The sequence below is a fragment of the Vibrio agarilyticus genome (genome assembly GCF_012641465.1).
GTDB lineage: Bacteria > Pseudomonadota > Gammaproteobacteria > Enterobacterales > Vibrionaceae > Vibrio > Vibrio agarilyticus.
In genome coordinates, this window is the sequence record NZ_JABAIK010000004.1 from 220,889 (window position 1) to 234,599 (window position 13,711).

Sequence of the window (13,711 nt, forward strand, 5' to 3'; positions counted from 1 at the left end):
GTTAGCCATGACCCCTCAGTTGCAACAAGCGATTCGCTTACTGCAACTGTCGACATTGGATTTACAACAAGAAATCCAGGAAGCGCTAGACTCCAACCCATTGCTTGAAGTTGATGAAGCCGCTGACAACAGCAGTGAAACCAACGAATCAGAATCTGAGAACCAGGACGCCGAGCCAAAAGAGCAGGAACGTGAGTCTGAGGTCGTCGACAGTTCTGATGCAATTGAACAATCGCAGATCAGCGATGAGCTGGAAATGGACACCACTTGGGACGACGTTTACAGCGCTAATACCGGCAATACTGGCATCAGCCTTGATGACGACATGCCGGTGTATCAAGGTGAAACCACCGAGACACTGCATGACTACCTACTTTGGCAGCTCGATTTAACCCCGTTTAGCGACACCGACCGCACCATCGCCCTTGCAATTATCGACGCTATCGATGATTACGGTTATCTCACTCAGTCTTGCGAGGAGCTGCTCGATAGTGTTCGCCTGCCAGATGTCGAGCTGGATGAGGTGGAAGCGGTGCGCAAGCGCATTCAGCAATTTGACCCTCTTGGCGTCGCCTCGCACAATCTGCAAGAGTGTTTACTGTTACAGCTCAACACCTTTGCCGAAGACACGCCTTGGCTTAGTGAAGCGCGTATGATTTTACGCGATCACATTGAGCAACTCGGCAATCGCGATTACAAACTTATTCTCAAAGAAACGCGATTAAAAGAGAACGAATTGCGTGACTGCCTAAAGCTTATCCAGCAACTCGATCCAAGACCAGGTAGCCGTGTCAGCGCAGAAGAGCCACAGTACGTGGTGCCTGATGTATCTGTCTTCAAGCAGCATGGCACTTGGCAAGTCTCAATTAACCCGGACAGCGTTCCGAAGTTAACCGTTAATCAACAGTACGCCAGCTTAGCAAAAGGGAACAATCCCGACAGCCAGTATATTCGCAGTAATTTGCAAGAGGCGAAATGGTTAATCAAAAGCTTAGAAAGTCGCAATGACACTTTGCTTAAAGTTGCTCGGTGCATTGTTGAGCATCAGCATGACTTTTTTGAGTACGGCGAAGAAGCAATGAAGCCCATGGTACTCAATAACGTCGCCTTAGCCGTAGATATGCATGAATCCACCATTTCGCGTGTCACCACGCAAAAATTTATGCACACCCCACGAGGAATTTTTGAACTCAAATACTTCTTCTCCAGCCATGTCAGTACCGACAATGGTGGAGAGTGCTCATCGACAGCAATTCGCGCTTTGATCAAAAAATTGGTCGCGGCAGAAAACACCGTGAAACCATTGAGTGATAGCAAAATTGCTGCACTTCTTGCTGATCAGGGGATCCAAGTCGCGCGGCGAACTATCGCCAAATATCGCGAATCTCTGGGCATTGCCCCGTCCAGTCAGCGTAAACGCCTACTTTAGGCCCCAACAGCAAAGGAAAGTCTATGCAAGTCACCATCCAAGGCAACCACATCGAACTGACCGATTCGCTGCAAGACTATGTTCACGCAAAAATCAACAAGCTTGAGCGCTTTTTTGACCACATCAACACCGTGCATGTGATATTGAAAGTTGATAAACTGCGCCAAATCGCGGAGGCGACGCTCCACGTTAATCAGGGTGAGATCTTTGCCTCTGCCGATGATGAGCAAATGTACGCAGCCATTGACGCATTAAGCGACAAATTGGCTCGTCAACTCACTAAACACAAAGAAAAACTAAACAGTCATTAATCATGCAACTTAGTAATGTACTGTCACTGGACTGCACCAAGAGTGCGGTTCAGTGCACAAGTAAAAAACGTGCCCTTGAAATCATCAGCAAATTAGTTGCTGAACACACAGGCCAAGACTCAACAGAACTGTTTGAATGTATGTTGAGCCGCGAAAAAATGGGCAGTACGGGTATTGGAAATGGAATAGCCATTCCCCATGCGCGTATGTCTTCAAGCGATCATGCTATCGCTGTCCTACTGCAATGCGAGTCGGGAATTGAATTCGACGCCATTGATAATCGCCCCGTTGACCTACTCTTTGCCCTGCTTGTCCCTGAATCACAGTGTAAGGAGCATTTAAAAACGCTCTCTTGCATGGCAGAACGACTCAACGATAAGCAAGTGCTCAAACAATTGCGCAATGCCCAAAGCGATGAGGAGCTTTACGACATCATGGTGAGTCAATAACGACAAGGATTTCATTTCGATGAGACTGATTGTAGTCAGTGGTTATTCCGGTGCGGGGAAAAGCGTTGCGCTTCGTGTACTGGAAGATTTAGGGTACTACTGTGTCGATAACCTGCCAGTATCACTCCTTGAGGGATTTGTCGAATCGGTGCGCCAACAGCAGCAGCATGTAGCGGTCAGTATCGATATTCGTAATATCCCCAAAAGCTTGTCAGAATTAGCCGAAAAGCTCAACGAACTCAAAAGCAGTTTCGATGTGCGCGTGCTCTTTCTCGATGCGCAGATCGATACCTTGCTCAAACGCTACAGCGAAACCCGTCGTATTCACCCTCTGTCTCTTGGCGACACTAACTTATCCCTCGCCCAAGCGATCGAATTGGAAAAAGATCGGCTGCGCCCGTTAAAAGCGCACGCCGATATCGTGCTAGACACGACAGCTTTATCACTGCATGAATTGGCGGAAACGGTTCGGCTGCGCGTCGAAGGGCGTGAGCGTAAAGAGCTGGTTATGGTCTTTGAGTCTTTTGGCTTTAAATTTGGTCTGCCTGCCGATGCCGATTACATTTTTGACGTCCGCTTTTTACCCAATCCCCATTGGGAGCCAACATTACGCCCATTAACCGGGCTTGATAAACCCATTCAAGTGTTCTTAGAATCACACCCTTCGGTTATCGAACTGCGCCATGATATTCAGCAATTTGTCGAAAAATGGTTACCGATGCTCGAGCAAAACAATCGCAGTTATCTTACTGTCGCGATTGGTTGTACCGGAGGCAAACATCGCTCGGTTTATTTAACCGAAATGATTGGACACTATTTTGCCAACCAAGGGCATACCGTCCAAATTCGTCACACATCGTTAGAAAAATCGCTCAAGGATTGAATGTGGAACTGAGCCGCAAAGTACTTATCGAAAATCGCCTCGGGCTGCACGCGCGCGCCGCGATTAAATTAGTGGAATTGGCACAAAGCTTTGATGCCGTTATCACCATCGATAACGAGGAAGAAAAAACCGCCACAGCCAACAGCGTCATGGGACTACTGATGTTGGAATCAGCGCAAGGCCAGCATATCACCATTCACGCACAAGGTGGAGAAGCACAAGCCGCGCTTGACGCGGTATGTCAGCTGATTGAAGCAAAATTCGATGAGAACGAGTAAGCGGCTAAAATTGTTATTGAAATAGCCATCAAACCCTAAGTTACCCTATTAATTAAATGGCCAATTTAAGTTACCATGCGGACAATTGTACCGTTTATGAGCTAGGGGGAACCGATGGCCGAGCAAAAAGAATTTGACCAAGCTCACCTAACCCTCCAAGAAGTGACCGAGGCCATTGATAATGGCCGGTTTGTTCACGTCCGTCGTCAACTTCAGGATATGGAACCTGAAGATATCGCTCACCTTTTAGAAGCGTCACCACGTCGCAGCCGCGATGTTCTTTGGCAACTGACTGACCCTGAAGATTATGGCGAAATTCTTGACGAACTCAGTGAAGACGTTAAGGACAGCCTAGTCTCAAAAATGGCGCCACAAGATCTGGCCGAAGCCACCGAGGGTATGGAGACGGATGACGTCGCCTACGTTCTGCGAAGTTTGCCAGACAGCGTCTCCAAGCAAGTGCTTGAGCAGATGGATCTCGAAGACCGTCTGCGTGTTGAAACCGCACTCTCTTACCCAGAAGACAGTGCCGGCGGCTTGATGAATACCGACGTCATCACCATACGTGCCGACGTTGATGTTGATGTGGTATTGCGTTATTTGCGCATTAAAGGCGAAGTTCCTACCAACACCGATGCCATTTACGTTGTCGACAGTGAAAGCCGCTTAATCGGTGAACTGCCCTTCACCACATTACTGACCACGCAACCAGACGTGCAAGTCAGCGAAGTCATGGAAGATGCGGATGACGCGATTCTAGTAACCACTAGTGACAATGAAGTCGCCAGTTTATTTGAACGACGCAATTGGCTTTCTGCCCCTGTTATCGATGAAAATCAGCAGCTTGTTGGGCGTATCACCATCGATGACGTGGTTGATGTCATTCGTGAAGATGCTGAGCACTCCATGATGAGTATGGCGGGTATGGACGATGACGAAGATACCTTTGCCCCAGTTGTAAAATCAGCGCGCAAACGCAGTATTTGGCTTGGTGCAAACGTGCTGGCGGCTCTAGCAGCCGCATCGGTCTCCAACCTATTTGAAGCGACACTGTCGCAAATGGCCGCCATTGCCGTGTTAATGACCATAGTTCCGTCCATGGGGGGCGTGGCGGGTAACCAAACTGTCGCCTTGGTCATTCGTGGCTTGGCGCTTGGTCACATCGGCGATGCCAACAAACGTGAATTACTGCTCAAAGAAGCCGCGGTCGGCCTATTAAACGGCATCACTTGGGCTCTCATTATTGGTGGCATTGTGGTGCTCTGGAAAGGCAATTGGCTGCTCGGTGGCATCATATCGGCCGCCATGCTAACCAACTTACTGGTTGCCGGAATTGCCGGTGTAACGATTCCGATTATGCTAAAGAAAATGAAAATTGACCCTGCACTTGCCGGAGGCATGGCACTCACAACGGTCACGGATGTCATTGGTCTCTCGGTTTTCTTAGGACTCGCAACCTTATTGATTCGCTAATATTGAAGAGGTAGCGATGTTCGCTACCTCTCAAGATATCGCAACAAACCAGATAGGAAAACTTACTGCCCAGCAACCTTCATCGACTCAAGCAATACTGATCCTGTTTGGATTTGCGAGCGGGTTTCAATATCATTCCCGACCGCAACGATTTGCTGGAACATAGTTTGTAAATTCCCCGCGATGGTCAATTCAGAAACCGGATACTGAATTTGGCCATTTTCTACCCAAAAACCAGACGCACCACGCGAGTAATCTCCCGTCACCGTATTCACGCCCTGCCCCATCACCTCAGTGATCACAAGGCCAGTACCGAGCATTTTTAATAACTCTGTAAAGCTTTGTCCGGTGCTACTGACATACCAGTTGTGAATGCCACCAGCGTGTCCAGTCGGGGTCATGTTCATTTTGCGCGCGGCATAACTGGTCAACAAATACGTCGCAAGCACACCATCAGTAATGATCTCTCGATCTTGAGTGAACACCCCTTCACTGTCAAATGGGGTCGAAGCCAGTCCACGCAATACGTGCGGTTTCTCTGCAATATTAAACCAGCTAGGGAAAATGGACTCGCCGAGTTTATCCAGCAAAAATGACGATTTTCGATAGAGATTACCACCACTGATTGCCATAACAAGATGGCCAATAAGCCCAGTAGCAACATCGGGAGCAAACAATACCGGATATTGACCTGTGGCGACATGGCGAGGATCGAGTCGTGCTTCGGTTTTTTCAGCCGCTTGCTGACCAACATACTCGGGCGTCCACAAATCGTCTGTGTGCCGCGCCACCGTATAACTATAATCACGCTCCATGTCACCATGCTGACCTTCGCCGATCACGCAGCAGCTCAGGCTATGGCGGCTTGAAGCGTAGCTTGCCAGCAGTCCATGACTGTTACCATATACACGAACGCCATAATGACTATCGTAGCTGGCACCATCACTCTGTTTAATTCGGCTACTATGACCCAATGCCGCTTGTTCCGTGGCAATTGCCAACGCGGCAGCATGATCGGGATCAAGCGTCTGTGGATGAAAAAGATCAAGGTCAGGAATGTGCTGCACCATCAACTCTTTTGGCGCAGGACCAGCAAAAGGATCTTGCGATGTGTATTGCGCAATATCTAACGCCGCCATAACTGTCTGTTGAATCGCCTCACGGCTCAGATCTGACGTTGACGCACTGCCCTTGCGACCATCACGATAGACAGTAATGCCTAGCGCACCATCACTGTTAAATTCAACATTTTCAACTTCACACAAGCGAGTCGACACACTGAGGCCGGTGCTTTTCGAAATGGCGACTTCCGCCGCATCCGCTTGCTTAGTCGCCAATTCGAGGGCTTGAGCCACGGCGCTTTCAAGCTCAGAACGCTGCTGAGCAACTTGCTGTTTTACATCCATATCTCAGGTTCGGTTGATGATCTCTTGGCTATAGAATAACAAGAATTTCGCTTTCTCCCCATGATTGTTGTTAAAATAGCGCTAAGATTAGGTCGATAGAGTGAAATAGGCAGTATAAATGGCTCGTAAAAACCAAAAAGCGCCATGGGAACCAGAAGAAGAGATCATCTGGGTCAGCAAAAGCGAAATGAAGCGCGACATGGATGCGCTGCAAAAATTGGGTGAAAGCTTGGTGGAACTGAAACCCTCCACCTTGAAAAAATTTCCATTAAGCGAAGAGTTATTTGACGCAATTAAAGACGCACAGCGCTTTGAAAAAGAAGCTCGCCGCCGCCAATTGCAACTCATCGGTAAGTTAATGCGCTTTGAAGATCCGGAGCCGATTCAAGCGGCATTGGATAAAGTGCGCAATAAGCATTCACAAAACACCGCGGTGCTACACAAACTTGAAGCGCTACGCGATCGGGTTGTTGCTGAAGGTGATGCGGCAATTGCCGATGTTGTGGCGCTCTATCCCGAAGCGGATCGTCAGCGCTTGCGTCAGCTCGCTCGTCAAGCCGCGAAAGAAAAGCAGGGACAAAAACCACCCAAAGCATTTCGTGAGATCTTTAAGATCTTGCGCGATCTGAACGATGAGTCTCTATAGCCAAAACCACACTGGCTAAACACAATGTACGCCTCGAATCGATGAGCAAATCGCTCGCCACCGATTCGAGGTTTTTTATATGCCCTGAGGCAGATACTAGCGGTTATCGTAACCCCAACGAGGCACTAACGTCTGCTCTATGCCCATATGATCAAGAACGCGCGCGACAATAAAATCAATCAAATCATCGATACTTTGCGGTTGATGGTAGAACCCCGGTGCCGCAGGCATAATCGTGACACCCATTTGCGACAATTTCAGCATGTTCTCCAAATGCAAAGTGGAAAACGGCGTTTCACGCACCACAAGCAGCAACTGACCGCGCTCTTTTAACACCACATCTGCCGCGCGTTCAATCAGGTTGTCTGACATGCCATGAACGATTGAAGCGACGCTCCCTGCGGAACAAGGACAAACGATCATCTGCTTTGGCGCCGCCGACCCCGATGCGACAGGCGAAAACCAATCTTCCTTACTGCAAACCGTCAGCTCTCCTGCCGTGCATTGCAAATAATCCATTAATGCCTCTTGCGCCAAAGCAGGCCGACTTGACAATTTGAGCCCCTGCTCGGTGGCTAAGACGACGCGTGCCGCTGATGAGATCAACAAATAAACGTGATAATCGGCTGCTAATAAACAGTGTAAAAGCCGAAGACCGTATGGCGCGCCAGAAGCGCCTGTCCAAGCTAGCGTTATCGCTTTACGCTTTATCGAGGCAGAAGCAACTGTGTTCTGAGTTGGGTTCATTGAGCATCCTCGGTTTTTTCGAAGCGCTCGGCTAATCCATCTAAGATCTGCCGATGAATCCCACCAAACCCACCATTACTCATCACGACAATATGATCGCCGGGGTTGGCATAGTGAACAATCTGATGCGCCAATGAGCGAACATCATCTTCTACCCATGTTGGCTGAGACATAGACTGAGTAATATCCTCAACGGACCAGTCAATATCCGCTGGTTGATGAAGAAACAGAGCATCGGCGTGATTGAGTGAAGGTGCTAACGTGTTTTTGTGTACACCGCGCTTCATTGTCGCAGAACGCGGCTCAAGCACAGCCAAAATACGCGAGTCCGCAACATGGTGACGCAAACCTTGCAAGGTCGTTTCAATCGCCGTCGGATGGTGAGCAAAATCATCATACACTGTGATCCCCGCAACCTCTCCCTTGCGCTCCAAGCGACGCTTGGTGTTAATGAAGGTTTGCAGTGCGTCGCAAGCCAAATTCGGCAAAACACCGACATGGCGAGCCGCCGCAATCGCCATCATGCCGTTATGCACATTGTGATCACCAAGCAGCTCCCAGTGCACTTCCCCCACCTTCTGATCATCAAACCAAACCACAAACGCGCTGCCATCCTCGTGCAGCTTTTCCGCGCGCCACTGCCCTTGCTCACCAAGCGTTTCGTGCTCGCTCCACAATCCGCGCGATAACACATCGGCCAAGGCAGTATCTTGGCTTGGAGTAAAGACTCTACCTTGCCCAGGTACGGTGCGGACTAAATGATGAAATTGACGCTTAATCGCCTCTAAATCATCAAAGATATCGGCATGATCAAACTCAAGATTGTTTAGCACTAACGTTCTGGGGTGATAGTGAACAAATTTGGAGCGTTTATCAAAAAACGCACTATCGTATTCGTCCGCTTCTACCACAAAAAAATCGCTCTCACCTAAGCGAGCAGAGACCCCAAAGTTACCCAACACACCGCCAACCAAAAAGCCGGGCTGATAGCCACAATGCTCGAGGATCCAAGTCAACATGCTCGATGTGGTTGTTTTACCGTGAGTGCCTGCCACTGCGAGTACCCAGCGGTCTTGCAACAAAAACTGATGCAACCATTGCGGCCCAGAGGTGTAATTCAATTGTCGATTGAGCACCGCTTCAACACAGGGGTTACCGCGACTCATCGCGTTACCAATTACCACTAAATCTGGTGCAGGATCGAGCTGCGCCGGATCAAAGCCTTCAATAATCTCAATGCCTTGCGACTGCAATAAGGTACTCATCGGGGGATAAACATTGGCATCGCTGCCTGTCACCTTATGCCCAAGCTGTTTCGCTAAGAGGGCGGCCCCCCCCATGAAAGTGCCGCAGATCCCTAAAATATGAATGTGCATTCAATTCGCCTAATTTTTCGATAACCACTTTCGGTAACACCGTCACTGTCACTCTGAGAAAGCCACTTGTCACCGGAGAACCTTATATTTCACCCAATATATACTATACCCAAGTGACTTCAAGATGCTGGATTCAGAGCCGGCTCACTGAGCTGATAGCAAGGCAAACAACGCAGCGAAATAGCGAGTCTATTTTCAAGTTGTTTAACGCACTTTCGCTACAACAGAAAGCAGTTCAGTGATTGCCCCCATAAATGCACCTAAAATGACGCCAGCTCAGCAGAGCGCAACCGTTTAAAACCCTCAAAAAATTAACAAATCGCGTACAATTTTCATTTGTCATACAATTTTAGATTAAAAACGCGATCTCGGTCGCTTAGTTTATAACTCGTAATAAGATTTCACTCTTACAATAAACAACAGGGCGATTACAAAATTTTTCAATATCGCCATACATTGATACTTGTTATTTTTTTGTCAAAAAGGAAAGCCCATGTCCGGAATGCGTACGCTTGGCGAATTTATCGTCGAAAAACAAGCGGACTTCCCTCATGCCAGTGGTGATCTCTCATCACTACTCTCATCGATTCGTTTGGCGGCAAAAATCGTCAATCGTGAGATCAACAAAGCGGGTTTGGCCGACATTATTGGTGCCGTTGGCACAGATAATGTTCAAGGAGAGGCGCAACAAAAACTCGACCTGTACGCCAATGAAAAATTTAAGGCAGCGTTAGAAGCACGCGATCAAGTTTGCGGCGTCGCCAGTGAAGAAGAAGATGAGGCGGTCGCGTTTAATAAGGCGCTCAATCAAGACGCGAAATATGTCGTGCTGATGGACCCGCTTGACGGTTCATCAAACATTGATGTGAATGTGGCGATTGGCACCATTTTCTCAATCTACCGTCGAGTGTCGCCGATTGGTACGCCACCGGTTGAAGCGGATTTCTTACAGCCGGGTCATAAACAGGTCGCCGCAGGTTATGTGATTTATGGTTCATCCACCATGTTGGTTTACACCACAGGTCACGGCGTCAATGGTTTTACTTATGATCCTTCTTTGGGCACGTTCTGCTTATCTCATGAAAACATGATGATCCCGAAAAAAGGCACGATTTATTCAATTAATGAAGGCAACTATATCCGCTTTCCACTTGGGGTAAAAAAATACATCAAGTATTGCCAGGAAAACGAGCCACAAGATCAGCGTCCGTACACATCACGATATATCGGCTCTCTCGTGGCGGATTTTCATCGCAACTTACTTAAAGGCGGAATCTACCTCTATCCAAGCACGCTCAGCCATCCGGAGGGGAAATTACGTTTATTGTACGAATGCAATCCGATGGCATTCTTAATTGAGCAAGCTGGTGGTTTGGCAAGCGATGGGCAGCGGCGTATTTTGGATCTGGTGCCGACCGAGCTGCATCAACGTACCCCCTTCTTTGTCGGCTCTTCGGAAATGGTCAATAAAGTGGAAGAGTATTTAGAAACCTATCCAGATCAATAACAAGCCAATGCGGTGATGCTCCTTGCCTCAAATTTAACCTTGCCGATGAACAAGTGTCAGGGTGGAAAAGCCGAGTAACGCAGCCATCACCGCAATATCAAACACGTTTATCCTCAAACAACTTGGCGTTGCAGGTAGGCGGCCAACGAACAAAACCTCTGAACACTGATAAACCAAGTCATTCTCGCTGAACCATGCATCTTGAGGTTACTTGGGTATACACCAAATTACAGTATGGAATGTGAGACACATCGAACCGCTCGACTTACATATTTGCTGGTCAATCGCTAAATTGAACAATACCCAAATCATTTCAATGCTCATGCCGATTTTTTTAGAACCCGTGAATGGCAGGCAAATATACCCAAACAACTTGAAGATGCAGGTAAGCGACCAGCGAACAAAGCCTCTGAGCACTTCGTGAACATAGATAAACTATGTGATGAGGTTTGTGAGTGCCCGTCCCTTACTTTGTAACGAAAAGCGCTGCTACTTCAAGTAGGACAGGTATACTCAATCCGCCAGTATCACACTGAAGTTGCGCAAAACAAGCATGATCCGCTTTGGGTTTTCATAACAAAAGCACAAGGAAATGCATCATGAGTTTAAACCAGGTTCCTGCTGGCCCATCATTACCCGATGATATTTACGTCATCATTGAAATCCCCGCCAATGCCGATCCAATCAAGTACGAAGTCGATAAAGACTCTGGCGCCGTCTTTGTCGATCGCTTTATGTCAGCCCCTATGTTTTATCCCTGCAACTACGGCTATGTGAACGATACTCTATCGCTCGACGGCGATCCGGTTGATGTTCTTGTTCCAACGCCTTACCCACTCCTGCCCGGTTCGGTGATTCGTTGCCGCCCTGTTGGGGTGTTAAAGATGAGCGATGAGTCCGGTGAAGATGCCAAAGTCGTTGCAGTCCCTCATAGCAAGTTGTCAAAAGAGTATGACAACATTCAAGATGTGGATGATTTACCGACCTTACTCAAAGCGCAAATTACTCATTTTTTCGAGCGATATAAAGAGCTTGAGGTGGGAAAATGGGTCAAAGTCGATGGGTGGGAAAACGCACAAGCCGCTCGTGATGAAATTCTAACGTCCTATCAACGTGCACAAAATAAATAGCATACCCAAGGGACGAGAATAACTTAGGTTTAAGCCCATCGCGATTCGGGATGGGCTTATTGTGAAAGATTACTTAATTAATGCGCTCAAACCGACCTTCATAATATTGTGAGCGAAACAGTGGATCGATGGTGTCACAAATGCCGCGATAGGTGAAATCCCGCAATCCAACATTTCGCGCATCTTGATCGCAATACTGAATTCGGCCAATCTCCCACCCTTGGCTATAAGCTTGGTATTGCGCTACCGTCATTCCTGCTACCTGTCCACCCAGCCCTCGCTGCGATAACTTTCGCTGCCCTTCTAACGCTTGATCTTGACCAAATTGCTCCCATGCACTCGCCTGCTGCTGGCCACTGGGAAACGGAATGCCCGCGCAACCTACAACGAACATGAGTACTATTGAACTGATTACAAATTTCATAGTCATCCTCTGATGATTTACTCGATTAGCAATGCTGACATCGCTATAAATGTATGTCTGTTCGAGTGCGATACCTTGCGTATTACAACGACCACACTATGTGATGAGACCGCTCAAACAGTTGCGGTCATAAGGTGAGATCGCCTCGAACCCAAAGTCATCCTTTGAAACGTAACCACCAAGCTCAAACTGCGTGAAAAGTGCTTGTGGCACATCACCAAATCACATCTGACTGAATATTATTGATATGCCACATTGCGCTGAGTCTCCATCGCCAACCCGTCTTAAAAAAGAGATATCGCAACAATCGAGTCATTAGTACGCAGATCAGATTCAGCTCTATCAATAAATCCATACGTCAAAATTAATTTTTTAATTTAAATATCAACATATTAAAACCAAAAATCTTACCAAGAACTGTTACTTAAACATTCGTGCTATAAAGCAAATAAAATAAATGAAATCATCAGGCTTAACCGAGACGTCCAAATAACGTCAAAAGGCAGGATTCAGAGACGACTCACTGAGCTGAGAGCAAAGCAACCCCGCAGCGACATATACCAAGAGCACTTGGCGTTGTAGGTCGGCGGCAAACGCACAAAGCTTCTGAGCACTTTGTGAACACTTGGTGCACATCTCCTGAACATAGATAAACGGTATGATGAGGTTTGTGAGAGCTGCCCCCTGCAACTTCAAGTAGAAAGGGGACAACGACTACGCGGAAAACAAAAAAGCAGCACTTGTATGTGCTGCCTTGACAAACATGGTGCAAACACCAAATTAAAACGCCATCACCTAACCGCCACTTTAGAACGCGTTTTCTTGGCGTGCATTGTTATAGTCTTCTCGAAAGAAGGGATTGATGGTATCGCAGATCCCCATATAGGGGCGCTCTTCAATTGCCAACATCTGTGGGCTTTGGCTGCAATACATTGCTTGACCTTTATCCCATCCCTCGCTGTAACTTTGGTATTGCTCTGAGGTTAAACTGGAGACGTTGGCGCTCATCTGAGTTTGAGTCTGCTTTGGTTCGCCGGCTTGCGCTTGAGTCTGCCCAAACTCCATCCACTGACTCGAAGACTCACCAACAGGGAATATCGGTCCTGCACAACCGATTAATCCTAAAAGAAGCACACTTAATAGCCATTTCGTCATATTTACCTTCTCCTCTGCTTCGGGTCCCAACCTCACGATACAAAGCTGAGTAACCACTCACTTGCAGCGCTAAACCCCCTCAAAGCATCTCCCTCCGTTGACACCAGTCTCCAGATGGGATCACTTTACTCAGCGCTTGTTCATTTTGATAAAGATAAATCCATGCTGCTCCAAATGGTGTTATCACCTCAGCTCGGCGATACTCCAACGGCACATCTTCAAGTTCATCGAGCGCGACCAAAGTCTGCTCATCCACCTGATACACTTCACCGAAAATCGAATGCGTTCCCAAAACCAGCGCTGGGTAGGGCCCTAAATCAAACAAGGTATAGCAAGGCGGCGTTCGCCACTCTCCTAATTTTTGACAATGCTGCAAATAATGATGGTTGCTCTCGCCACGACGCAGCGTGCCATAAACAAAAACGCGATGTCCCTTGGTTATCATCGTGTTAATCTCACTCCCAACTTCAAATACCACCGTGGCAAACGTCTTATAC

Annotated in this window: 15 protein-coding genes; 9 read left to right on the forward strand and 6 right to left on the reverse strand. The window is 47.8% G+C overall.

Annotated features, from left to right (window positions below):
* Positions 1-7 precede the first annotated feature (7 nt).
* The 6 genes from HGP28_RS05770 to mgtE all read left to right on the forward strand — a co-directional run bounded on the left by HGP28_RS05770 (position 8) and on the right by mgtE (position 4,823).
* Complete coding sequence (locus tag HGP28_RS05770) at positions 8-1,429, forward strand: RNA polymerase factor sigma-54 (protein ID WP_439333839.1); 1,422 nt, start codon at positions 8-10, stop codon at positions 1,427-1,429.
* Positions 1,430-1,452: 23 nt separating this feature from the next.
* The gene (gene hpf, locus HGP28_RS05775) at positions 1,453-1,740 is read left to right on the forward strand and encodes a ribosome hibernation promoting factor (RefSeq protein ID WP_168835509.1); all 288 of its coding nucleotides are present in this window, start codon (positions 1,453-1,455) and stop codon (positions 1,738-1,740) included.
* A 2-nt stretch (positions 1,741-1,742) separates the two neighbouring features.
* A complete protein-coding gene (gene ptsN / locus HGP28_RS05780) occupies positions 1,743-2,189 on the forward strand; it encodes a PTS IIA-like nitrogen regulatory protein PtsN (RefSeq protein ID WP_168835510.1) in 447 nt (148 codons plus the stop codon).
* Positions 2,190-2,208: 19 nt separating this feature from the next.
* A complete protein-coding gene (rapZ, locus tag HGP28_RS05785; protein WP_168835511.1) occupies positions 2,209-3,072 on the forward strand; it encodes an RNase adapter RapZ in 864 nt (287 codons plus the stop codon).
* Between the two features lie 2 nt (positions 3,073-3,074).
* Positions 3,075-3,350 (forward strand): HPr family phosphocarrier protein, encoded by a 276-nt coding sequence (locus tag HGP28_RS05790; protein WP_168835512.1) that lies wholly within the window; start codon positions 3,075-3,077, stop codon positions 3,348-3,350.
* 114 nt (positions 3,351-3,464) lie between these two features.
* Entirely contained in the window at positions 3,465-4,823 is a 1,359-nt protein-coding gene (gene mgtE, locus HGP28_RS05795) for a magnesium transporter (RefSeq protein WP_168835513.1), read from the forward strand.
* Between the two features lie 62 nt (positions 4,824-4,885).
* Here the strand turns inward: mgtE and pmbA are convergent, their stop codons facing one another.
* On the reverse strand, positions 4,886-6,229 hold the full coding sequence (pmbA, locus tag HGP28_RS05800; protein ID WP_168835514.1) for a metalloprotease PmbA: 1,344 nt from the start codon (positions 6,227-6,229) through the stop codon (positions 4,886-4,888).
* Between the two features lie 118 nt (positions 6,230-6,347).
* Between pmbA and yjgA the strand changes: the two genes are divergently transcribed.
* A complete protein-coding gene (yjgA, locus tag HGP28_RS05805; protein WP_168835515.1) occupies positions 6,348-6,875 on the forward strand; it encodes a ribosome biogenesis factor YjgA in 528 nt (175 codons plus the stop codon).
* A 96-nt stretch (positions 6,876-6,971) separates the two neighbouring features.
* Here the strand turns inward: yjgA and HGP28_RS05810 are convergent, their stop codons facing one another.
* Positions 6,972-7,622, reverse strand: a complete 651-nt coding sequence (locus tag HGP28_RS05810) for a flavin prenyltransferase UbiX (RefSeq protein ID WP_168835516.1) — start codon at positions 7,620-7,622, stop codon at positions 6,972-6,974.
* Positions 7,619-8,998 carry a UDP-N-acetylmuramate:L-alanyl-gamma-D-glutamyl-meso-diaminopimelate ligase gene (gene mpl / locus HGP28_RS05815; protein ID WP_168835517.1) on the reverse strand — a complete coding sequence of 460 codons (1,380 nt, stop codon included), beginning with the start codon at positions 8,996-8,998 and terminating at the stop codon, positions 7,619-7,621. The genes HGP28_RS05810 and mpl overlap by 4 nt, the downstream gene beginning before the upstream one ends.
* Before the next feature lie 493 nt (positions 8,999-9,491).
* Between mpl and fbp the strand changes: the two genes are divergently transcribed.
* The gene (gene fbp, locus HGP28_RS05820) at positions 9,492-10,505 is read left to right on the forward strand and encodes a class 1 fructose-bisphosphatase (RefSeq protein ID WP_168835518.1); all 1,014 of its coding nucleotides are present in this window, start codon (positions 9,492-9,494) and stop codon (positions 10,503-10,505) included.
* Positions 10,506-11,104: 599 nt separating this feature from the next.
* The gene (ppa, locus tag HGP28_RS05825; protein WP_168835519.1) at positions 11,105-11,635 is read left to right on the forward strand and encodes an inorganic diphosphatase; all 531 of its coding nucleotides are present in this window, start codon (positions 11,105-11,107) and stop codon (positions 11,633-11,635) included.
* Between the two features lie 73 nt (positions 11,636-11,708).
* Here ppa and HGP28_RS05830 read toward each other — a convergent pair whose 3' ends face one another.
* The 3 genes from HGP28_RS05830 to HGP28_RS05840 form a co-directional block, all read right to left on the reverse strand.
* Positions 11,709-12,059: a DUF2799 domain-containing protein gene (locus HGP28_RS05830; RefSeq protein WP_168835520.1), complete on the reverse strand. Its 351-nt coding sequence runs from the start codon at positions 12,057-12,059 to the stop codon at positions 11,709-11,711.
* Between the two features lie 807 nt (positions 12,060-12,866).
* Positions 12,867-13,214, reverse strand: a complete 348-nt coding sequence (locus tag HGP28_RS05835; RefSeq protein ID WP_168835521.1) for a DUF2799 domain-containing protein — start codon at positions 13,212-13,214, stop codon at positions 12,867-12,869.
* Between the two features lie 79 nt (positions 13,215-13,293).
* On the reverse strand, positions 13,294-13,659 hold the full coding sequence (locus tag HGP28_RS05840; RefSeq protein WP_168835522.1) for a gamma-glutamylcyclotransferase family protein: 366 nt from the start codon (positions 13,657-13,659) through the stop codon (positions 13,294-13,296).
* Between the last annotated feature and the right edge of the window lie 52 nt (positions 13,660-13,711).

What these genes read in the sequence shown, in the direction of transcription:
- mgtE (WP_168835513.1), top strand. Translation starts at nt 3,465, where the DNA reads ATGGCCGAGCAAAAAGAATTTGACCAAGCTCACCTAACCCTCCAAGAA.
- ppa (WP_168835519.1), top strand. Translation starts at nt 11,105, where the DNA reads ATGAGTTTAAACCAGGTTCCTGCTGGCCCATCATTACCCGATGATATT.
- yjgA (WP_168835515.1), top strand. Translation starts at nt 6,348, where the DNA reads ATGGCTCGTAAAAACCAAAAAGCGCCATGGGAACCAGAAGAAGAGATC.
- HGP28_RS05835 (WP_168835521.1), bottom strand. Translation starts at nt 13,214, where the DNA reads ATGACGAAATGGCTATTAAGTGTGCTTCTTTTAGGATTAATCGGTTGT.
- fbp (WP_168835518.1), top strand. Translation starts at nt 9,492, where the DNA reads ATGTCCGGAATGCGTACGCTTGGCGAATTTATCGTCGAAAAACAAGCG.
- mpl (WP_168835517.1), bottom strand. Translation starts at nt 8,998, where the DNA reads ATGCACATTCATATTTTAGGGATCTGCGGCACTTTCATGGGGGGGGCC.
- rapZ (WP_168835511.1), top strand. Translation starts at nt 2,209, where the DNA reads ATGAGACTGATTGTAGTCAGTGGTTATTCCGGTGCGGGGAAAAGCGTT.
- hpf (WP_168835509.1), top strand. Translation starts at nt 1,453, where the DNA reads ATGCAAGTCACCATCCAAGGCAACCACATCGAACTGACCGATTCGCTG.
- pmbA (WP_168835514.1), bottom strand. Translation starts at nt 6,229, where the DNA reads ATGGATGTAAAACAGCAAGTTGCTCAGCAGCGTTCTGAGCTTGAAAGC.
- HGP28_RS05810 (WP_168835516.1), bottom strand. Translation starts at nt 7,622, where the DNA reads ATGAACCCAACTCAGAACACAGTTGCTTCTGCCTCGATAAAGCGTAAA.
- ptsN (WP_168835510.1), top strand. Translation starts at nt 1,743, where the DNA reads ATGCAACTTAGTAATGTACTGTCACTGGACTGCACCAAGAGTGCGGTT.
- HGP28_RS05840 (WP_168835522.1), bottom strand. Translation starts at nt 13,659, where the DNA reads ATGATAACCAAGGGACATCGCGTTTTTGTTTATGGCACGCTGCGTCGT.
- HGP28_RS05830 (WP_168835520.1), bottom strand. Translation starts at nt 12,059, where the DNA reads ATGAAATTTGTAATCAGTTCAATAGTACTCATGTTCGTTGTAGGTTGC.
- HGP28_RS05770 (WP_439333839.1), top strand. Translation starts at nt 8, where the DNA reads ATGACCCCTCAGTTGCAACAAGCGATTCGCTTACTGCAACTGTCGACA.